Genomic DNA, 21,453 nt, shown 5'->3' on the forward strand with positions numbered 1-21,453 from the left:
AAACGTAGTTCAAGAGTACTATTCATCCCCTGACATTCGTCGGGGGATTATTTGATATCATTCCAACAGGAAGTGGAAAAATGTTAAGTACATCATTTTATAAGGGATTAAAAGTAGCCTGCCTTGCTGCTGCTGTTTTTGCATCATTCCAGGCAAGTGCAGATATCGTTATTTCAGGTACGCGTATTGTTTATCAGCAATCGCAGAAAGATGTGATTGTTTCTTTAGATAACCGTGGTAAAAAACCGCTATTGGTACAGTCATGGCTCGATGATGGCCGCGATGATACTAACCCACAAGAATTAAAATTACCGTTTATTATCACTCCACCTGTATCCAGAATTGATCCGCAAAAAGGTCAATCCGTTCGTATTTCTTATCTGGGCGGTTCATTGCCTAAAGATCGAGAATCCTTATTCTGGTTCAATGTGCTTGAAATCCCACCAAAATCAAAAGTAAAAGACGGTGAAAGCCCAAACCAGCTTCAGTTAGCATTCCGCACGCGTATTAAACTCTTTTTCCGTCCTGACGGCCTGAAAGGTACGCCAGGAGATGCCGCAGCCAAAGTAACATGGTCGCAGCAAAAACAAGGCAGTACGGTTAACCTGGTCGCCCACAATGATTCACCTTTTAACGTTTCAATTTCGAACGTCACATTGAAATCCGCAGGCAAAGTATACCAGGTTGATCATAAATCAATTTTACCTTTTAGTACTCAAGCCATGCAGATAAAAGGCCTCAGCAATACGACTGCCGGTACTGTTGCTTACGACACGATTAACGACAATGGCGGCTCTGATAATTTCGAAGCCAAAGTCAATTAATCAATACAACACCGCCACATTATAAAAATAAAACGTTTGAATGTTGTGAAGCATTCGAACGGCGACCTGTCTGGATGAAGCATGCTATTTCAACGTTCACTTTTATGCCTCGCTATCTGTGCAGCACTACCGCTGCACGCCAGCGAGAATGGAAAAAATAATGTAGACACCGCTTCCGAATCAGAATCGGCCATTGAATTTAATGACCAGTTCCTTATCGATAATGGTGGAAGTATCAACGTTGAGCGTTACGCTTACGGCAACCCGGTATTGCCGGGCACCTACCGTGTAAAAGTGAATTTGAATGGCAATTCAAAATCCACGGTTGAGATGACATTCGTTGATAATAAAACGCCTCGCGCCTCAGCATGTCTGACAAAACTCATCTTGGCTCAATCAGGTATAGATACCAGCAAATTAGGCGATGACGTCAAGAAGGATGACGCGGCCTGTGTGGATATTAAGAAATATTATCCTGGTGCATCCGAGCATTTTGACAGCAGTAAGCAGGAAATGGATCTCGATTTCCCGCAGATCTATGTGCTTAAACTCCCTGCGGGGTATGTCGATCCCTCATTATGGGATGACGGCGTTACCGCTGGATTGCTCTCATACGATCTCAATACCTGGCACAGCGAATCTAACGGAACAAACTCGGATACTGCCTATGCAGGGCTGCGCTATGGCCTGAACATGGGGGCATGGCGTTTACGTTCTCGCGGCAGCATGAACTGGGACAGCGATAACGGTTCGCACTATTCAAGCCAGGATATCTATCTTCAGCGAGACATTACACCGCTTAACGCACAGATGGTTTTGGGTGATTCCTACACCCGCGGCGATATCTTTGACTCGGTGAGCCTGCGTGGTACGCGGATGTTTAACGATGACCGCAGGCTCCCACAAGGTGCTACTGGCTATGCGCCCGTGATTCGCGGCGTGGCAAACAGCAACGCTAAAGTCAGCGTAATGCAAAGCGGTAACAAGATTTATGAAACGACCGTTCCACCGGGTGCTTTTGAGATCAATGACCTCAGTACGACAGGCTATGGCAATGATTTGATTGTTACCGTTGAAGAAGCTGATGGAAGTAAACGGACGTTTACCGTTCCGTTCTCTTCGGTCACGCAAATGCTCCGCCCGGGTTCCAGCCGGTGGGATGTCGGTTTAGGCGAGCTGAACGATGATTCGCTGCATGACAAACCCAAAGTCGGTTATGCAACCTATGCGTATGGCCTGAATAATACCTTTACCGGCTACGTTGGCGCGCAATATACAGATATGGATTTCTATGCCGGCCTGCTTGGTCTGGCAATGAACACCCGTATTGGTGCATTTGCATTCGACGTGACGCAGTCCTATGCCGATATCGATGGGCTCGACACGCTTAAAGGACAGAGTTACCGGCTGACCTACAGCAAAATGCTGGAAGCGACTAATACCTCCCTGAACGTGGCAGCCTATCGCTTCTCAACGGAGGATTACCTTAGCCTGAATGATGCCGCCTCTTTGCAGGACAGTATCCATCATCAGGAATACGGTAACCGTTCCTATGACAGCAATGCGCAACTGTATGCTGACTATCAGCGTACAAAAAACCAGGTTCAGGTCAGTCTTAACCAGCCGTTAAATGTAAGCGGTGAGGAATACGGTTCTCTCTATATTAGCGGCACCTGGGAGGATTACTGGAACGATAGCAGTTCAACTTCTGACTACAGCGTGGGCTACAACAATAGCTTCGCTTACGGCAGCTATAGCGTTTCACTCCAGCGTACCTATAACGAATCGGGTGAGAAGGATGACAGCGTATACGTCAACCTCAGCGTCCCGTTCAGCGTTTTTGATAAAGACCATACGCAGTCAGGCGGGTTTAACAACGTCAACATGAGCCTGCGCTCAGATTTGAAAGGCGGTACCAGCTTCAACTCTACGGCGAGCGGTAACACCAAAAACAGTGACGTCAGTTACTCCGTCAGCGCCTCTTCAAGCGGCGGAAATTACGGCAATCTCAACCAGATCAGCGGTTTTAGCTCATGGAACAGTCCTTACGGCCCGCTCGGCGTCTCGGCGTCCTTTGGTGATGACAACAGTAAGCAATATTCCGCGAGCTACAACGGTGGGATGGTTGTTCACTCAGGTGGCGTTGTATTTACGCCAGGCAGTATCGGCGAAACGGATTCACTGGCGCTGGTTAAAGCGAGTGGCGCGACGGGGGCTCGCCTGGGTTATGGCCAGAGCCGTATTGATAGCTCCGGATACGGCATTATGCCGTATATGTCTGCCTACAGAGAGAACCGGGTTTCAATTGATATCAGCACCCTCGAAGCGGATGTCGAAATTAAAAACACAAGCGCAGTTGCTGTTCCGCGTAATGGCTCCGTTGTATTAGTGAATTTTGAAACGGACGAAGGCCGTTCGCTTGTTCTGGAATTACAACGTTCTGATAAGGGCTTTATTCCGCTGGGCGCAGATGTGCTGAACGAGAAGAATGAACCAATTGGAACAGTAGGACAAGCTGGGCAAGCGTATGTTCGCGGTGTGGAAGATAAAGGTGTCCTGAGAGTGGTATGGGGCAGCGATAGTACCAGTTCTTGTACCGTACATTATCAGATCCCAGCGAATGCGCAAAAAGCGGGTCTCACGACCCTTCTGAGTAATCAGCAGTGCCAAATGCAATGATATTTACAACAGGGAATCACACCCATGGGAAATAATATGAAGAAACAACGTTGCGGTTATTCATTAATCGCATTAGCAATGTTAGCGATGACAGGATCTGCTGCGGCAACCGATCTGAATGTTAATTTCACGGCCAATATTCGCGAAACCACCTGCGATATGAAGCTAGTTGGCGGAGAAGGTTCAGATACGCAGCAAACGCTGACTCTCGGTACTAACGGTCAGGTGCGTTTGGATGATGTCAAAGCCGGAACGGCGAATGCCGCATTCAAAATCGTGATGGTTGAATGCCCAGCATCGCTGACCTCATTAAAAACAACCGTAAAAGGAACTAAATCAGGTTATTTGGCGAGCGGCCTTGTTAACCAGATAGCAAAAACTAACGGCGGCTCTGATTTCTCTGCGGCCGAAATTGCCAGAGCGGATGCTCCGGATGCGCCATTTATCGTTAACTCTACCGTAGATGCAGAACGCCTGGTCTGGAGCCCATCAGAAATCCAGAATAAGGAAGTTAATCTGGTAGCCACCTTACGTGAAACCAAAGAAAACAGCATGACAATTGGCGATTTTCAAACCGTAGCAACCTTTGAATTCAGCTACGAGTGATTGGTGCAGGAAAACGGAGCAACATTATGAAAATGAAATCAACTTTTATCGCCCTGTCCGTTTCTACCCTTCTGTTCTCTGGAATGGCAAGTGCAGCAATTACAGGTACCGGCAGCGTCGAACTGACGATTAAAACAAAAGTGGTGTCTGGCACCTGTACAGCAAAAGTGCTTAACGGTGCAGGAACTGCATCCAGTGAGATTGCTTTTGGCGACGTATATAAGTCCGATCTGGTGAATAAAACCCGCGTCGAGCCGTTAAAAATTGCCTTTACAAACTGTTCTGGAGTAAGCAAGGCGACGGTATCCGCGGCGAGTGGTGCTGGTGCTGGTAAGGGATGCTCAGGTCTCAATGCGGACGGAGATTCTTATGCCGCAGGGTTGGCGACAGGTTTCGAAATTTGGTCAGGATCTGTCGATACAGGCGTAATGCTGAGCTGCAAAAGACCTCCGGCGGCACAGGAAGTCACCATTGCTGACGGTGCAGCGGAATTCCCGATGAGCTCGCGTATCGTGATTGCGAAAGACAAAAAGATTGCTGATGTTGGCACAGGTGCCGTTACCGCACCGGTAACCTTCACTGTCACCTACCCATAATTCCAGGAACCATCATGCAACAATCACCGTTTACATTATACCAGCCCGGTCTTGTGTTGCTTATGGCTCTGGCTGGCAGCATCCTGCCTGGCGTAAGCCAGGCAGGCTCTGGGCTCGACGTCAATCTTACGGCCAATATTGTTAATAGCACCTGTAAGTTAAGCGTTGAGAATGGCGGAGAGATCTATCTCCCCAACGTGATGCGGAATTGGTTTTATAACGCTGATGGTAGCGATCGCTATACGGCTACCGATGATGCAGGCGGCACCCCTTTTAAGATCCATGTTGATGATTGCTACGGAGACAGCAGCACCGCTAAAAAGCTGAATTTTAGCTTCTCGCCACAATCAGGATTCTGGCCGGGGCAAAACCAGGTATTTAAAAGTGAAGAGACTGCTGCCGGGGCTGCCAAAAATGTTGGCGTTGTCCTTTTCTCTGAGAAATATAAAACGAATGTGTTAAACAACGACGGTACGTCAAAAGTCATTTATGACGTAAGCGACCAGGGTACTGCATTTTTAACGGATTATCAGTTCTATGCCCGCTATCAGAACACTGGCGTAGTGGCTGGCGGTATCGTCACCAGTAAAGTACGGGTTGACGTCACTTACGAATAATAACCAGAACAGGAAAAGGATGAGAATGTTCAACGCTTTCAGAAAGGGTTTCACTTTTAAAGGCCCAATGGCATTTGCCATGGCGAGCTTATTGTTATCCCTTAGCCAGACAGGCTGGGCAGGGGAGTGCCGAATGAACGATGGGCATGGCGGCACCACTACCCTGATCAACGCCGAGTACTCAGGCGGCCCCATCCGCCTTCCACCACCAGGGAATTACATCAGCGCCCTTTTTAACGTTAACCTCACACCGGGCATTCAGGCCCAGTGTGGTGCAGGAAACGATGGCTATAACCTCATGTCGCAAACAGACCCGTCCGTGTACGTGGGGAGCCACTATGGCGAGGCCATGTTTGAAACGAATATTCCCGGCATTCATTATTCCGTGAGGGTTCACACTGCCGAAAGCGATGGTGGCATGGGAGCCTATTTCGGAACGAATACCACCGGCTGGGCCATGGTTTCTCATTCCGATAATGCTGACCCCTGGGATGGCAAATGGATTAATACCTCAGTTCATATTTATATTGATGATGGCTATCAAGGCAACCCGAATAAAGAAACCTTCATCAAACCCAAACCAGGGACCCTGGGTAGAATGTCGATTGGCGATCCAAATGACAGTAACAACCAGCCATGGACATTTATGGTCAATGAGAGCTCATTCCAGATCCCTATCGTTCTTCCAACCTGCGACATTGCCATGCTTTCGGATGGGACTAACGATGTTGACCTGGGAGAATATTATGTCTCAGACATCAGAAACAATCGGGTCAAGGATGTGCCGTTTTCCATCAGGCTGGATAACTGCACCAGCGTGGCAAACTTCACAACCAAGCTGACCACGACAAAATTAACCGGAACTAACAACGACCTTCTTGGTAACACATTGTCGTCCGGAGCTGAGGGGGCTGGCGTAAGAATAATGTATAACGGGACGTCCCAGCTTATGCCGAATAATCCTAACTCAACCTATGTCGTAACCGACTACTCCACGCCGGTTTCAAAGCAAATTGATTATGTTGCCCAGCTGGTAGCCAATGGCAGCACGGTGAAGCCGGGCTCGTTTAAAGCCACTGGCGTGTTCACCCTTTCTTACGATTGACCCCTACCCCTGCGGCTGATTGCTGATCAGCCGCGACATCGTCTCCAGCGAATCCGTTCTTAAGATATACAGGCGTTTTAGCAAGAACGGATTATCCCCCGGCTTCACCTTCCCTTTCACCGTTGTTACCGCCAGGTGAAAACCGGCATCGTTCGCCGCCTTTATCGCCTTATTGTCGTACCCGCCAAAGGGATAAGAGACATACAGCACGTGCGGGTTGAACTGCGCCAGCGCGCGTCGCGAGCGTTCAAAATCAAACAGGATCACGTGGTAGCTGCGGCTCAGTAAAATCGGATGCTTGTTACCATCAACGCGGTGCAGGAAGTGCGTGTGGGACTGAATATCAAACACATCCTGAATGCCCTTAATCTCATGAACGCTCATAAACTGCAGCGATTTCGGGTCCCACTTCTGCGCATGGCCTTTAATACGTGACGATATGATAAACGCCGTCGCGTTAAAGCCGTACTCTTTCAGAATGGGATACGCATAGCGGCTGACCGATTTCAGGCCATCATCAAAGGTGATCACCACCGCCTTCGCGGGCAGGTTCATCTTGTTACGCACGTACCCTTCCAGCTGGTACATCGTCAGCGTGGCATAGCCCTGATCGCGCAGCCAGGCCATCTGGTTGTTGAACGCGCGCACACTGGTGGTCGTGGAGGTATGACGAAAACGCGTGTTCTCTTCATCACGCAAAATATGATGGTAGGTCAGGACCGGCAGGCCGTTATCTTCCTGTGCATCCAGACTACTGACCCACGCCAGACGGTTGCCGATGCGGATCTGATACCAGGTCTGGTTCAGACGATCTTTGAGCTTGTTCAGAATCGGATAGCGGAGATTGGCGCTTAATGTGCCGAAGGGCGCGCTCCCGCTATTGGGGGCGTTATACACCGGCGTGTCTTTCCAGGTGATCAGATTCTGATTGCTCAGCGGTTTGTTGAGATCGCCAAGGCTGTCTTCTACACGCTGCTTGCCCTGCACATTTTCAAGGTGCTCTTTGTCAATAAACCCCGTGCCAAAGCCAAAACGAAACTCGTAGTAGTCCGCAGAGGTCGGCACAACGGCAAGGATCTGCCCCGCGCGCACGTTACCCACGTTGATCACGCTGTTCCCCACCTGCGCCCAGATCGCTGCATCTTCGGTGGTTTGCATATAGCGGGCCGGTAGCCCTTGTTGGCTAATCAAACTGGCAGATGTACCGCCGGAAATCAGCAGCAATAGCAGGAACAGAACGCGCATAAACATGGGATTTAAATCGATACCAGGAATGAGTCGCCATTGTAGCAAAAGCGACACCAATACCAATGTTTAATTCTTATACAAATCATGGAGCAAGACAAAAGGCGGATTTTTCTGCTGCTGATGCCAAAGGCTGCTTACGCCGGGTATGTGCTTATCAACGATAGTATTGCGAAATTCGGCACTGCTTAAAGTTTCACGAAATGGGATCATTAATTCCAGCAACGCATAATTAATGCCTGAGATCACCTCACAATTCTCATGCTTGTGACTCAGTAACGCCGCAGAACGATAAGGTGCTGCCCCGGATTTATCAGTGAGAAAGATAACGCCATCACCGGTGTCGGTTTCATGCAGGGCATCGCACATCATTCGACTGAGCATGTTGGTACTCAATCCGCGCCAGTAGTTCACCGCGCGGCACTGCGCCAGCGGACCAAATTTGGCCTCAAGTTTCTCCAGCATATCCTGCGCATGTTCATCGTGGCAGGTGATAACCCATCCCAGCATCACTCCCTCCTTAGCAGGCGAGTAGTTTAGCGGAGTGAAGGTTAGCTTACGGTGATAACTGTCAAAGAAAAGTGCCCGGCAAACAGATTGTCGCCGGGCAGAGGATTAGCTGCGCAGACCGCGTCCGCGCTGGATCAGATACCAGCACAGCAGGTAGAAGGCGATGATGAACACCACCAGCACCGCCACCGTAGTGAACAACGGCACATCGGTAATGCCAAGGAAGCCAAAGCGGAAGCCGCTGATCATGTAGACAATCGGGTTCAGGTGCGACAGCGCCTGCCAGAACGGCGGCAGCAGCGTCAGGGAGTAGAACACCCCGCCGAGATAGGTCAGCGGCGTCAGCACGAAGGTCGGGATCAGGCTGATGTCGTCGAACGTTTTGGCGAACACCGCGTTCAGCAGGCCCGCCAGCGAGAACAGGATCGCGGTCAGCAGGAGCGTCAGCGCGACAAACAGCCAGGAATGCACCTGGAACGGCACAAAGAACAGCGAAATGGCCGTGACCAGGATCCCCACGCACAGCCCGCGCGCCACGCCGCCGCCAACATAGCCAGCGATAATGACGTGCGTCGGCACAGGCGCGACCAGCAACTCTTCAATATTGCGCTGGAACTTGGCGCTGAAGAATGACGACGCTACGTTGGCGTAGGCGTTAGTAATCACCGCCATCATGATCAGGCCCGGCACAATAAACTGCATATAGGTAAAGCCGTGCATTTCACCAATCCGGGAACCGATCAGGTTACCGAAAATAATGAAGTACAGCGTCATGGTGATCACCGGCGGCACCAGGGTTTGCACCCAGATGCGCATAAAGCGGTTAATCTCTTTCGCCCAGATACTTTTCAGCGCGACCCAGTAAAGATGCGTCATGCCTTGTCTCCTTGTTTGTCCTGTACCAGAGAGACAAACAGCTCTTCCAGTCGGTTCGCTTTGTTACGCATGCTTAAAACCTGAATCCCCTGCGCGCTCAGCTGCGAGAAAACGCTGTTAATTCCCTGCTCGCGCAGCACTTCCACTTCCAGCGTCGAGGTATCGACAAGACGATACTGATACCCTTCGAGCTTCGGTAACGGGCTTTTCGCCGCCAGATCGAGAATAAAGGTTTCGGATTTCAGCTTGGAGAGCAGATTCTTCATCGAGGTGTTCTCCACCAGCTCACCGTGCTGAATAATGCCGATGTTGCGGCACAGCATCTCAGCTTCTTCGAGATAGTGGGTGGTCAGAATAATGGTAGTGCCTTTGTCGTTGAGATCTTTCAGGAAGCCCCACATGGAACGACGAAGTTCGATATCAACACCCGCAGTCGGTTCATCGAGGATCAGCAGCTTTGGCTCGTGCATCAGCGCACGGGCAATCATCAGGCGACGCTTCATCCCGCCGGACAACATGCGCGCACGTTCGTTACGCTTTTCCCACAGGTCGAGCTGCTTGAGGTATTTTTCGCTACGCTCCAGGGCCTCTTTACGCTCAACGCCGTAATAGCCCGCCTGGTTAACGACGATCTGCTGCACCGTCTCAAACGGGTTGAAGTTGAACTCCTGCGGTACCAGCCCCAGCTGACGCTTGGCGTTCACCACATCTTTTTGCAGGTCGTACCCAAAGACGCTCACCCGGCCGGACGTTTTATTGACCAGCGAGCTAATAATCCCAATGGTGGTCGATTTCCCCGCCCCGTTCGGCCCCAGAAGCGCGTAAAAATCGCCGGCCTCTACCTTAAGATTTATTCCGCGTAGCGCCTGAACGCCACCCGAATAGGTTTTTTTAAGCTGCTCAAGCTCCAGTGCAATTGCCATGAAATTAACTTACCTTCAGTTCTTACACACGTTGTGTGGTTTCATTAAAAGTCGGGTTACCCTATAGTAGCGCAACGCAATAACTCGGTTACAGGTCGCTAACCTCCATGAACAACATAGATACACTCATCAGCAATAATGCACTATGGTCAAAAATGCTGGTGGAGGAAGACCCCGGATTTTTTGGAAAACTCGCGCAGGCTCAGAATCCACGCTTTCTCTGGATTGGATGTTCCGACAGCCGCGTACCGGCGGAGCGCCTGACCGGCCTTGAACCCGGCGAACTGTTTGTTCACCGTAATGTCGCCAATCTCGTCATCCACACCGATCTCAACTGTCTTTCTGTTGTTCAGTATGCCGTGGACGTTCTGCAAGTCGAGCACATCATCATTTGCGGCCATTATGGCTGCGGCGGCGTGCAGGCGGCGGTTGAAAACACGGAACTGGGGCTCATTGATAACTGGCTGCTGCACATCCGCGATATCTGGTTCAAACATAGCTCACTGCTGGGCGAAATGCCGCAGGAGCGTCGCATGGATACCCTTTGCGAACTCAACGTGATGGAGCAGGTATATAACCTGGGCCACTCAACAATCATGCAATCAGCGTGGAAACGCGGGCAGAAGGTCTCTATCCACGGCTGGGCGTACGGTATTCACGATGGCCTGCTGCGCAATCTGGAAGTGACCGCCACCAACCGCGAAACGCTGGAGCAGCGTTACCGTTCGGGGATTGCCAACCTTCAGCTTAAGCATGTGAATCATAAATAAAGCCGGGGATGTTCTCCCTCTCCCTGTGGGAGAGGGCCGGGGTGAGGGCATCAGCCCGCAACTACTCGTCCAGCAATACTACTTTCCCAACATACGGCAGATGACGATAACGCTGCGCGTAGTCAATGCCGTAACCGACGACGAATTCGTCCGGAATCGAGAAGCCCACGAACTCTACCGGCACCTGCACTTCACGACGGTCAGGTTTATCCAGCAGCGTACAAATCGCCAGCGATTTTGGCTCACGCAGGCTCAGGATCTCGCGCACTTTTGACAGCGTGTTGCCGGAGTCAATAATGTCTTCAACGATCAACACATCTTTGCCACGAATATCTTCATCCAGATCTTTCAGGATTTTCACATCACGGGTGGTGGACATGCCGCTGCCGTAGCTGGAGGCGGTCATAAAATCGACCTCATGGGGCACATGCACTTCACGGCACAGGTCTGCCATGAACATGAAAGAGCCGCGCAACAGACCGACCAGCACCATTTCGCTGCCGCTGTCCTTGTAATGTTCGGTGATTTGACGACCCAGTTCGGCGATACGCGCTTTGATCTCGGCTTCCGGGATCATCACTTCAACAGTATGTTTCATATTACTAACCAAATGATTTTAATGAAAATCTCTCAATGCAGGTGAATGTATTTCCGGCATCGATACGCAAGCCCGCCATTATATCAGCAAATGGATAAGCCTGGCGTATGAGTTATAAAAAGCAAATATTGTGATTCCGATCACACTTGTTAATACCTATAATTAGTTGCTAGCAAATTATTAACAAAAACTGACGAGTACACTTTCTATGGCTGAAACAAACGCTAAACAGCCGCGTCTACTGGTGACATTAACAGCCGCTTTCGCAGCCTTCTGCGCGCTGTATCTGTTAATCGGTGGCGTCTGGTTGGTCGCTTTAGGCGGCTCCTGGTACTACCCGATTGCGGGTCTGGTTATGGTTGCCGTAACCGTCCTGCTGTTACGTAGAAAACAATCTGCACTGTGGCTGTATGCCGCACTCCTTCTTGCCACCATGATCTGGGGCGTCTGGGAAGTCGGGTTCGACTTCTGGGCACTGACGCCGCGCAGCGACATCCTGGTCTTCTTCGGTATCTGGCTGATCCTGCCGTTCGTGTGGCGTCGCCTGATTGTGCCTTCAAGCGGTGCTGTGGCGGGCCTGGTAGTTGCTCTGCTGATTACCGGCGGCATTCTGACCTGGGCCGGTTTTAACGACCCACAGGAGATCAACGGTACGCTGAACGCGGAATCCACGCCTGCTGCGGCTATCTCGCAGGTGGCGGACGGCGACTGGCCTGCGTACGGTCGTAATCAGGAAGGTCAACGCTACTCTCCGCTGAAGCAGATCAACGCGGATAACGTTAAGAACCTGAAAGAAGCCTGGGTATTCCGTACCGGCGACCTGAAGATGCCGAACGATCCGGGCGAGTTAACCAACGAAGTGACGCCAATTAAAGTTGGCAACATGCTCTACCTGTGTACGGCGCACCAGCGTCTGTTCGCGCTCGACGCGGCCACCGGTAAAGAGAAATGGCACTTCGATCCGCAGCTGAACTCCAACCCGTCCTTCCAGCACGTTACCTGCCGCGGTGTCTCTTACCACGAAGCGCGTGCCGATAATGCCAGCCCGGAAGTCATCGCCGACTGCCCGCGCCGCATTATGCTGCCGGTGAACGATGGCCGTCTGTTCGCCATCAATGCCGAAACGGGCAAGCTGTGCGAAACCTTTGCCAACAAAGGTATCCTGAACCTGCAGACCAACATGCCGGACACCACGCCGGGTCTGTATGAGCCCACCTCACCGCCAATCATCACCGATAAAACCATCGTGATTGCCGGTTCGGTAACGGATAACTTCTCCACGCGTGAAACCTCCGGCGTCATCCGTGGTTTCGACGTGAACACCGGTAAACTGCTGTGGGCCTTTGACCCGGGTGCGAAAGATCCAAACGCGATCCCGTCGGATGAACACACCTTTACCTTTAACTCGCCAAACTCCTGGGCGCCAGCGGCGTATGACGCGAAGCTGGACCTGGTCTACCTGCCAATGGGTGTGACCACGCCAGATATCTGGGGCGGTAACCGCACGCCGGAGCAGGAGCGCTATGCGAGCGCTATCGTGGCGCTGAACGCGACCACCGGTAAGCTGGCGTGGAGCTACCAGACGGTCCACCACGATCTGTGGGATATGGATATGCCGTCCCAGCCGACGCTGGCGGACATTACCGTTGACGGCAAAACCGTGCCGGTGATTTACGCTCCGGCCAAGACGGGCAACATCTTCGTCCTGGATCGCAGCAACGGTAAGCTGGTTGTGCCTGCACCGGAAAAACCGGTTCCGCAGGGCGCCGCAAAAGGCGACTACGTCAGCAAAACCCAGCCGTTCTCTGACCTGAGCTTCCGTCCGAAGAAAGACCTCAGCGGTGCAGACATGTGGGGTGCCACCATGTTTGACCAGCTGGTGTGCCGCGTGATGTTCCATCAGCTGCGCTACGAAGGCATCTTCACGCCGCCGTCTGAGCAGGGCACGCTGGTCTTCCCGGGTAACCTGGGGATGTTCGAGTGGGGCGGGATCTCCGTCGACCCGAACCGTCAGGTGGCAATTGCCAACCCAATGGCGCTGCCGTTCGTTTCCCGTCTGATCCCACGCGGTCCGGGTAACCCAATGGAGCAGCCGAAAGACGCGAAAGGTTCTGGCACCGAAGCTGGCATTCAGCCGCAGTACGGCGTGCCGTTTGGTGTAACCCTGAACCCGTTCCTGTCTCCGTTTGGTCTGCCGTGTAAACAGCCAGCCTGGGGTTATATCTCCGGTCTGGATCTGAAAACTAACCAGATCGTATGGAAAAAACGTATTGGTACGCCACAGGACAGCATGCCGTTCCCGATGCCGGTTCCGGTGCCGTTCAATATGGGTATGCCGATGCTGGGTGGCCCAATTTCCACCGCCGGTAACGTGCTGTTCATCGCGGCAACCGCAGATAACTACCTGCGCGCGTACAACATGACCAACGGTGAAAAACTGTGGCAAGGCCGTCTGCCAGCGGGTGGACAGGCCACGCCGATGACCTATGAAGTGAATGGCAAGCAGTACGTTGTCATCTCTGCGGGCGGTCACGGTTCGTTTGGCACGAAGATGGGCGACTATATCGTCGCGTATGCACTGCCTGACGAAAACAAGTAACTGATAAGCCCGGTGGCGCTGCGCTTACCGGGCCTACGGGTGCCCTATGTAGGCCGGGTAAGGCGAAGCCGCCACCCGGCTTTTTTTATACGGTAAAGCCCAGCATCATCCCCGTATCCTCATGTTCCAGCAGGTGACAGTGCGCCATATAGGCAAACTCCTTCGGCGCGTCGTGGTCAAACTTCACGAGCACCTCGCTGACGCCGCCCTCCACTCTCACCGTATCTTTCCAGCCCGCGCGATGCGCATCCGGCGCTTTGCCGTTCTCTGAAAGAATGCGGAACTGGGTACCGTGGATATGGAACGGGTGCAGCATCATGTCCCCTTCGCCCGAAATCACCCAGCGCTCAAACTGCCCTTTCGCGGCAGCAAACATCGGCGTGTTCATGTCAAACGCTTTGCCATTGATCATATTGGCGTTGTGGAAATCAAAGCCATGGTCGCCGTGATCCATGTTCCCCATGCCGCCCATTTTGCCGTGATCCATATTCATGTGGCCCATCATCTGGCCGTGGTGCATCCCCGCCATCGCCTTATCGCCATATTTCGCCATCAGCGCCTGCATGCCCATCATATCGAGCATGGGGTTCATGGAGAGCTGGAGCTTGCGCTGGGTAAGCCCGTCAAGCGACGGGAGTGCTGGCAGCGTGGTTAACGTATCAGGCAGCGTGCCGGAAGCGGCCACCAGCAATGGCTGAATACGCAGCACCGGATGCGGCTTATCAAACGGCGCAACCGCCATCCCCATCTGGCTCACCGGCAGGGTTACGAGGTCAAACGGCTTGCCGTCGCTGATATCCACCAGCACCTCAAAGCGTTCGCCCATGAGCATCGGCAGCTCGCTCACTTTCACCGGCTCCGGCAGCAGGCCGCCGTCGCTCGCGACCACGTACAGCGGGCGTTTATCGCTGGCGGCGAAATTCAGCGAGCGTGCGTTACAACCGTTGAGCAGGCGCAGGCGCAGCCAGCCTTTCGGCGCGGCATGCTGAGGGTAAATGGCGCCGTTGGTCAGCAGCGTGTCGCCAAACCAGCCTACCGCCGCGCTCATCACGTCCAGCTGGTAGTCAATTTGACCGTCAGCGTTGAATTTCTTGTCCTGCACAATCACCGGCACATCGTCGATGCCCCACTGTTTCGGCAGGCGCAGCAGGCGGCTTTCGTCGTCTTCAATCAGCACCAGCCCCGCCAGCCCCATCGCCACCTGATGGCCCGTTTTGCCATGCTGATGCGGATGGAACCAGCAGGTCGCCGCGCGCTGGTCAGGCGTAAAGGTGACGCTGCGCGTGCCGCCCGCTTTGATGATGCCCTGCGGCCCGCCGTCCACCTCACCCGGCACTTCCAGCCCGTGCCAGTGCAGCGTCGTCTCTTCGGCGAGCGTGTTGTGGATATCCACCGTCACCGCTTTCCCTTTCCGTAGCTGAAGCGCCGGACCGAGCAAATTGCCGTTATAGCCCCACGTCGTGGCGTTGTGCTCGCCGAACGTCGTTTTGCCGGCCTGTACAACAAGCTGGATACGGCTGCGGGCGTCAGCGGTCAGTAAGTCAGGGATGGGTAAGGCAGGCCTGTCAGCCGCGAACACCGCGCGGCTCCAGAGAGGTAATGCGCTGGCAGCCCCCAGCACAGCGGAATATTTTAAAAAATCACGACGTTGCATGTTCATTTCCTTATTTCCAGCAGGCGATCTTTTGAGCATAAACCCTCCCCTTACCGGAAGGTCAAGTCAAGCGGCAATAATAAAGATCGTCGCACCGGCATCAAGTATGCTAACGTTAATTTTCCGTGAAGAAGTGGTAGAAGCAATGAAGACGTTTTTCAGGACAATTTTGTTCGGTAGCCTGATGGCAATGTGTGCGAACAGCTATGCGCTAAGTGAAAATGAAGCGGAAGATATGGCCGATTTAACGGCGGTTTTTGTATTCCTGAAAAATGATTGTGGCTACCAGAATTTACCCAACGGGCAGATTCGCCGCGCGCTGGTCTTTTTTGCCCAGCAGAACCAGTGGGATCTCAGCAACTACGACAGCTTCGACATGAAGGCGCTCGGCGAAGACAGCTACCGTGACCTAAGCGGTATTGGTATTCCCACTGCCAAAAAATGCAAAGCGCTGGCTCGTGATTCACTCAGCCTGCTCGCCTACGTGAAATAACCTTCCCGACGCCCCTGTTGAACCTCTGGCCGTGCAACCACGGTTAGAGTTAGCTATCATGTTTCGCTCATTTTTTGTGAGCGTAATGGATGTTTACACAGGAGGAGTTCGCTATGGCCGACCACACGTTGTGGCATGAAACACTGCATGACCAGTTTGGTCAGTACTTTGCCGTTGATAACGTGCTCTATCATGAGAAAACCGATCACCAGGATCTGATCATCTTCGAGAATGCCGCCTTTGGCCGCGTGATGGCGCTGGACGGCGTCGTGCAAACGACCGAACGGGATGAGTTTATCTATCATGAGATGATGACCCACGTCCCGCTGCTGGCGCACGGTCACGCAAAGCATGTCCTGATTATCGGCGGTGGCGACGGCGCAATGCTGCGTGAAGTGTCCCGCCATCGTTCCATTGAAACCATCACCATGGTGGAAATTGATGCAGGCGTCGTCTCTTTCTGCCGCCAGTACCTGCCCAACCACAATGCCGGTAGCTATGACGATCCGCGCTTTAGCCTGGTGATTGACGACGGCGTTAATTTTGTTAACCAGACCTCGCAAACCTTTGACGTTATTATCTCCGACTGCACCGATCCTATCGGCCCTGGCGCGTCGCTGTTTACCTCCTCCTTCTACGAAGGCTGCAAGCGCTGCCTGAACCCAGGCGGGATCTTCGTCGCACAAAATGGCGTCTGCTTCCTGCAGCAGGATGAAGCGCTCGACAGCCATCGTAAGCTCAGCACCTATTTCGATGATGTCAGCTTCTATCAGGCGGCCATTCCGACGTACTACGGCGGGATCATGACCTTTGCCTGGGCAACGGATAACGACGTATTACGCCATCTCTCTACCGAAATTATTCAGGCCCGCTTCCATCAGGCCGGTCTTCAGTGCCGATACTACAATCCGGCAATTCATACCGCAGCGTTTGCTCTGCCGCAGTACCTGCAAGACGCATTATCCACTAAGGGGGTGAGCTAATTGAAAAAGCTTAAACTGCATGGCTTTAACAACCTGACGAAAAGCCTGAGTTTTTGTATTTACGATATCTGCTATGCCAAAACAGCGGAAGAACGCGATGGTTACATCGCCTATATCGACGAACTCTACAACGCCAACCGTCTGACCGAGATCCTGTCAGAAACCTGTTCCATTATTGGCGCAAATATCCTGAACATCGCCCGACAGGATTATGAACCTCAGGGCGCCAGCGTGACCATTCTGGTCAGCGAAGAGCCGGTCGACCCGAAGCTTATCGACAAAACGGAACACCCGGGCCCGCTGCCGGAAGTGGTGGTTGCCCACCTGGATAAAAGCCATATCTGCGTGCACACCTACCCGGAGAGTCACCCGGAAGGCGGATTGTGTACGTTCCGCGCCGATATCGAAGTGTCGACCTGCGGCGTGATTTCCCCGCTGAACGCGCTGAACTATTTAATCCACCAGCTGGAATCGGACATCGTCACCATTGATTATCGCGTGCGTGGTTTTACCCGCGATATCAACGGCATGAAGCACTTCATCGACCACGAGATCAATTCTATTCAGAACTTTATGTCCGACGACATGAAATCGCTGTACGACATGATGGACGTGAACGTGTACCAGGAAAATATCTTCCATACCAAGATGTTACTGAAGGAATTCGACCTTAAGCACTACATGTTCCACACGAAGCCGGAAGATTTAAGCGAAGAAGAGCGTAAGGCGATTACTGACCTGCTCTGGAAAGAGATGCGCGAGATTTACTACGGCCGTAATATTCCGGCCGTGTAAGAGCAAGCCGGAGCAGGGATGCTCCGGCCTGTTATTTCTGTTTCATGAAGTCTCGGTAGGCGTTCACGACCTGAAGGAAGTCTTCCACGCCGCACATCGACAAGCTCTCTTCGTCATAGTAGCTCATCCCCTCTTCCATCTCGTCGCCTGAAAACTCGAGCTGGTTGGCGCGCACCATCACCTCTTCACCATCCATCCACAGCGTATATTCATGCCCGGCGCGCTGCCAGGATCGTTCACTGCCTTTCACCGTATTTGCCGCCTGTTCAACCTCATCAAGAAGTGCGAGATTTTCTTTCACCTCTTCGTTAAACCAGTGTCCAACGGCTTCGTGGCCCATCGACATACGCACTTTCACCACTCCGGTGATGTCGCGCAGAAATTCGTAATCCATAGTGTTTTCCTCTGCAAAGCCATTAGGGTAATTATCGCAGCAGCGAGGAAGAAAAAAAGCGTGAGAGGTGGGAGGAATGAAAATAAAAAACCCACCGACGTTGCGGTGGGTTTTGTAGGCCCGGTAAGCGTAGCGCCACCGGGCAATGGGTCAGGTGCGGTCTGGTGCCCTCACCCCCAGCCCCTCTCCCACGGGAGAGGGTAGCATTTATACTGCCGTCTGGAAGATAACCCCGTCAGCCTTCTCGGTGTACTGAGAGAGCTGGTCAAAGTTCAGATAGCGATAGGTATCCACCGCCGTCTTATCAACCTGCGCCACAAAGGTCTGGTACTCTTCCGGCGTTGGCAGTTTGCCAATCAGCGCCGCAACCGCCGCCAGCTCCGCAGAGGCCAGGAAGACGTTTGCACCGGTACCTAAACGGTTCGGGAAGTTACGGGTAGAGGTGGAGACCACCGTCGCACCGTCGGCTACGCGCGCCTGGTTGCCCATACACAGGGAACAGCCAGGGATTTCAATACGCGCACCGCTCTTACCAAACACGCTGTAGTAGCCCTCTTCTGTCAGCTGAGCCGCGTCCATACGGGTTGGCGGCGCCACCCACAGACGGGTTGGCAGCTGGCCTTTATGGGTATCCAGCAGTTTACCGGCTGCACGGAAGTGACCGATGTTGGTCATGCAGGATCCGATAAACACTTCGTCGATCTTCTCGCCCTGAACCTCAGACAGCGGACGCGCGTCGTCCGGATCGTTCGGTGCACACAGGATTGGCTCTTTGATATCCGCCAGATCGATGTCGATCACCGCCGCGTAGTCTGCGTCAGCATCGGCTTCAAGCAGTTGCGGATCGGCCAGCCATTTTTCCATGCCCTGGATACGACGCTCCAGCGTACGACGATCGCCGTAGCCTTCTGCAATCATCCACTTCAGCAGCACGATGTTAGAGTTCAGATACTCAATAATCGGCTCTTTGTTCAGCTTGATGGTACAGCCCGCCGCAGAACGCTCGGCGGAGGCATCGGTCAGCTCGAACGCCTGCTCAACCTTCAGATCCGGCAGACCTTCAATTTCCAGGATGCGGCCAGAGAAGATGTTTTTCTTCCCTTTCTTCTCAACGGTCAGAAGGCCCTGTTTAATCGCATACAGCGGGATCGCGTGAACCAGGTCGCGCAGGGTGATACCCGGCTGCATTTTACCTTTGAAGCGCACCAGCACCGATTCCGGCATATCCAGCGGCATCACGCCGGTCGCAGCAGCAAACGCCACCAGACCGGAGCCCGCCGGGAAGGAGATACCGATTGGGAAACGGGTATGGGAGTCTCCGCCGGTACCCACAGTATCCGGCAGCAGCATGCGGTTCAGCCAGGAGTGAATGACGCCGTCACCCGGACGCAGAGAAACGCCGCCGCGGTTCATGATGAAGTCTGGCAGCGTGTGGTGCGTGGTCACGTCAACCGGCTTCGGATAGGCCGCCGTGTGGCAGAAGGACTGCATTACCAGGTCAGACGAGAAGCCCAGGCACGCCAGGTCTTTCAGTTCATCACGGGTCATTGGGCCAGTGGTGTCCTGAGAGCCTACTGAGGTCATTTTCGGCTCGCAGTACGCGCCCGGACGAACGCCGGCGACGCCGCAAGCGCGACCGACCATTTTCTGCGCCAGAGAGTAACCGCGGCTGCTTTCCGCCACGTCTTTCGCCTGACGGAACACGTCGGAGTGCGGCAGACCGAGCGCTTCACGCGCTTTGGTGGTCAGGCCACGGCCGATGATCAGCGGGATACGGCCACCGGCACGCACTTCGTCGATCAGCACGTCGGTTTTCAGCTCGAAGCTTGCCAGCAGCTCGTTGGTTTCGTGGTTACGCACTTCACCTTTGTACGGGTAAACGTCAATCACGTCGCCCATGTTCAGGTTGGAGACGTCCACTTCGATCGGCAGTGCGCCCGCATCTTCCATGGTGTTGAAGAAGATTGGCGCAATTTTGCCGCCGAGGCACAGGCCGCCACCGCGCTTGTTTGGCACATGCGGGATATCGTCACCCATGAACCACAGCACGGAGTTGGTCGCGGACTTACGGGAAGAACCGGTACCCACAACGTCACCCACGTAGGCCAGCGGGAACCCTTTTTTCTGCAGGGCTTCAATCTGTTTGATCGGGCCGACGCTGCCCGGCTGATCCGGCTCAATGCCTTCACGGGCGTTTTTCAGCATCGCCAGGGCGTGCAGAGGGATATCCGGGCGAGACCACGCGTCCGGTGCCGGAGAGAGGTCGTCGGTGTTGGTTTCACCGGTCACTTTAAAGACGGTAACGGTGATTTTTTCAGCCAGAGCAGGACGGTTCAGGAACCATTCGGCATCAGCCCAGGACTGCATCACCTGCTTCGCATAGACGTTGCCTGCTTTGGCTTTTTCTTCTACGTCGTAGAAGTTATCGAACATCAGCAGCGTGGAAGAGAGCGCTTTAGCGGCAATCGGTGCCAGCTTGTCGTTATCCAGCGCGTCGATCAGCGGATGAATGTTATAACCACCCTGCATGGTGCCGAGCAGTTCAATGGCTTTTTCAGGAGTAACCAGTGGGGAGGTGGCTTCGCCTTTGGCGATAGCAGCAAGGAATCCGGCTTTTACGTAGGCAGCTTCATCTACGCCAGGCGGTACGCGGTTGATCAGCAGATCTAACAGGAATTCTTCTTCGCCCTTAGGCGGGTTCTTCAGCAGCTCGACGAGCGCGGCCATTTGGGTTGCATCTAAAGGTTTGGGTACAATTCCCTCGGCGGCACGTTCTGCTACGTGCTTACGGTATTCTTCTAGCACGACGGTTCTCCTCGCTCTCATTGTCATATGCGGCGGGCGTTCTCTTCACGCTCCTGTGAGACAGCAGTTTGTAGGGTAAATGCCCGATACCGCGTCGGGCAGCATAGCAGGATTTCTGCACAGTGTTAATCCGTTTACAAAAAAGCAACATTAAAAAATTTGCTGAATCGTTAAGCATGGTGTAGCGGGGATTCAGGGCATCATTTTGCGACATCTTCTGCACCGTGACGCTTCAGTTTTTTCTTCATCAGATATAATTGTGTAATAAATACTCACACTCTTTATCCGGACGTACCGGACGCTTCCCAAGAAAAGTCAAAACAGTAAAAGACGGGTGAATAATACTCACGCCAACCGTAACGCCTCACGGCACAGCGCTTG

The 21,453-nt window shown here is 53.1% G+C and carries 19 protein-coding genes; 11 read left to right on the top strand and 8 right to left on the bottom strand.

Annotation, left to right across the window (positions count from 1 at the left end; genetic code table 11):
- Nucleotides 1-80 precede the first annotated feature (80 nt).
- From N037_RS17605 to N037_RS17630, 6 genes are all read left to right on the top strand, one after another.
- Entirely contained in the window at nt 81-824 is a 744-nt protein-coding gene (locus tag N037_RS17605) for a fimbrial chaperone (protein ID WP_032642516.1), read from the top strand.
- An 81-nt stretch (nt 825-905) separates the two neighbouring features.
- Nucleotides 906-3,503 carry an outer membrane usher protein gene (locus tag N037_RS17610; protein ID WP_032642518.1) on the top strand — a complete coding sequence of 866 codons (2,598 nt, stop codon included), beginning with the start codon at nt 906-908 and terminating at the stop codon, nt 3,501-3,503.
- 36 nt (nt 3,504-3,539) lie between these two features.
- A complete protein-coding gene (locus N037_RS17615; protein ID WP_032642750.1) occupies nt 3,540-4,109 on the top strand; it encodes a fimbrial protein in 570 nt (189 codons plus the stop codon).
- A gap of 26 nt (nt 4,110-4,135) precedes the next feature.
- Nucleotides 4,136-4,705 carry a fimbrial protein gene (locus tag N037_RS17620; RefSeq protein ID WP_032642520.1) on the top strand — a complete coding sequence of 190 codons (570 nt, stop codon included), beginning with the start codon at nt 4,136-4,138 and terminating at the stop codon, nt 4,703-4,705.
- Nucleotides 4,706-4,719: 14 nt separating this feature from the next.
- On the top strand, nt 4,720-5,322 hold the full coding sequence (locus tag N037_RS17625) for a fimbrial-like protein (RefSeq protein ID WP_032642522.1): 603 nt from the start codon (nt 4,720-4,722) through the stop codon (nt 5,320-5,322).
- Nucleotides 5,323-5,347: 25 nt separating this feature from the next.
- Nucleotides 5,348-6,427 (top strand): fimbrial protein, encoded by a 1,080-nt coding sequence (locus N037_RS17630; protein WP_072164018.1) that lies wholly within the window; start codon nt 5,348-5,350, stop codon nt 6,425-6,427.
- Between the two features lie 3 nt (nt 6,428-6,430).
- Here the strand turns inward: N037_RS17630 and N037_RS17635 are convergent, their stop codons facing one another.
- The 4 genes from N037_RS17635 to N037_RS17650 all read right to left on the bottom strand — a co-directional run bounded on the left by N037_RS17635 (nt 6,431) and on the right by N037_RS17650 (nt 9,981).
- Nucleotides 6,431-7,678, bottom strand: a complete 1,248-nt coding sequence (locus N037_RS17635; protein ID WP_032642524.1) for a polysaccharide deacetylase family protein — start codon at nt 7,676-7,678, stop codon at nt 6,431-6,433.
- Nucleotides 7,679-7,741: 63 nt separating this feature from the next.
- Entirely contained in the window at nt 7,742-8,182 is a 441-nt protein-coding gene (locus tag N037_RS17640) for a PTS sugar transporter subunit IIA (RefSeq protein ID WP_023334537.1), read from the bottom strand.
- A gap of 105 nt (nt 8,183-8,287) precedes the next feature.
- The gene (locus N037_RS17645) at nt 8,288-9,058 is read right to left on the bottom strand and encodes an ABC transporter permease (protein ID WP_023334536.1); all 771 of its coding nucleotides are present in this window, start codon (nt 9,056-9,058) and stop codon (nt 8,288-8,290) included.
- Nucleotides 9,055-9,981 carry an ABC transporter ATP-binding protein gene (locus N037_RS17650; RefSeq protein WP_032642526.1) on the bottom strand — a complete coding sequence of 309 codons (927 nt, stop codon included), beginning with the start codon at nt 9,979-9,981 and terminating at the stop codon, nt 9,055-9,057. Before N037_RS17650 ends, N037_RS17645 begins: the two co-directional genes overlap by 4 nt.
- A gap of 107 nt (nt 9,982-10,088) precedes the next feature.
- Between N037_RS17650 and can the strand changes: the two genes are divergently transcribed.
- Nucleotides 10,089-10,751 (top strand): carbonate dehydratase, encoded by a 663-nt coding sequence (gene can / locus N037_RS17655; protein WP_008501947.1) that lies wholly within the window; start codon nt 10,089-10,091, stop codon nt 10,749-10,751.
- Nucleotides 10,752-10,812: 61 nt separating this feature from the next.
- Here the strand turns inward: can and hpt are convergent, their stop codons facing one another.
- On the bottom strand, nt 10,813-11,349 hold the full coding sequence (gene hpt / locus N037_RS17660; protein ID WP_008501948.1) for a hypoxanthine phosphoribosyltransferase: 537 nt from the start codon (nt 11,347-11,349) through the stop codon (nt 10,813-10,815).
- Between the two features lie 208 nt (nt 11,350-11,557).
- Between hpt and N037_RS17665 the strand changes: the two genes are divergently transcribed.
- The gene (locus N037_RS17665) at nt 11,558-13,948 is read left to right on the top strand and encodes a glucose/quinate/shikimate family membrane-bound PQQ-dependent dehydrogenase (protein ID WP_032642528.1); all 2,391 of its coding nucleotides are present in this window, start codon (nt 11,558-11,560) and stop codon (nt 13,946-13,948) included.
- A gap of 85 nt (nt 13,949-14,033) precedes the next feature.
- Here N037_RS17665 and cueO read toward each other — a convergent pair whose 3' ends face one another.
- Nucleotides 14,034-15,602 carry a multicopper oxidase CueO gene (cueO, locus tag N037_RS17670; protein WP_032642530.1) on the bottom strand — a complete coding sequence of 523 codons (1,569 nt, stop codon included), beginning with the start codon at nt 15,600-15,602 and terminating at the stop codon, nt 14,034-14,036.
- 145 nt (nt 15,603-15,747) lie between these two features.
- Between cueO and N037_RS17675 the strand changes: the two genes are divergently transcribed.
- From N037_RS17675 to speD, 3 genes are all read left to right on the top strand, one after another.
- Entirely contained in the window at nt 15,748-16,095 is a 348-nt protein-coding gene (locus tag N037_RS17675; RefSeq protein WP_014882582.1) for a YacC family pilotin-like protein, read from the top strand.
- A gap of 113 nt (nt 16,096-16,208) precedes the next feature.
- Nucleotides 16,209-17,078, top strand: coding sequence for a polyamine aminopropyltransferase (gene speE, locus N037_RS17680; RefSeq protein ID WP_023310424.1), 870 nt, complete (start codon nt 16,209-16,211; stop codon nt 17,076-17,078).
- Nucleotides 17,079-17,873, top strand: a complete 795-nt coding sequence (gene speD / locus N037_RS17685) for an adenosylmethionine decarboxylase (protein WP_023334531.1) — start codon at nt 17,079-17,081, stop codon at nt 17,871-17,873.
- A 31-nt stretch (nt 17,874-17,904) separates the two neighbouring features.
- On the opposite strand, the gene yacL is transcribed toward speD, so the two are convergent.
- Complete coding sequence (yacL, locus tag N037_RS17690; RefSeq protein WP_023310423.1) at nt 17,905-18,267, bottom strand: protein YacL; 363 nt, start codon at nt 18,265-18,267, stop codon at nt 17,905-17,907.
- Between the two features lie 207 nt (nt 18,268-18,474).
- A complete protein-coding gene (gene acnB, locus N037_RS17695; RefSeq protein WP_023334530.1) occupies nt 18,475-21,072 on the bottom strand; it encodes a bifunctional aconitate hydratase 2/2-methylisocitrate dehydratase in 2,598 nt (865 codons plus the stop codon).
- Nucleotides 21,073-21,453 lie beyond the last annotated feature (381 nt).

The sequence above is a fragment of the Enterobacter sp. EGD-HP1 genome, from assembly GCF_000733275.2.
In the GTDB taxonomy this organism is placed as follows: domain Bacteria; phylum Pseudomonadota; class Gammaproteobacteria; order Enterobacterales; family Enterobacteriaceae; genus Enterobacter.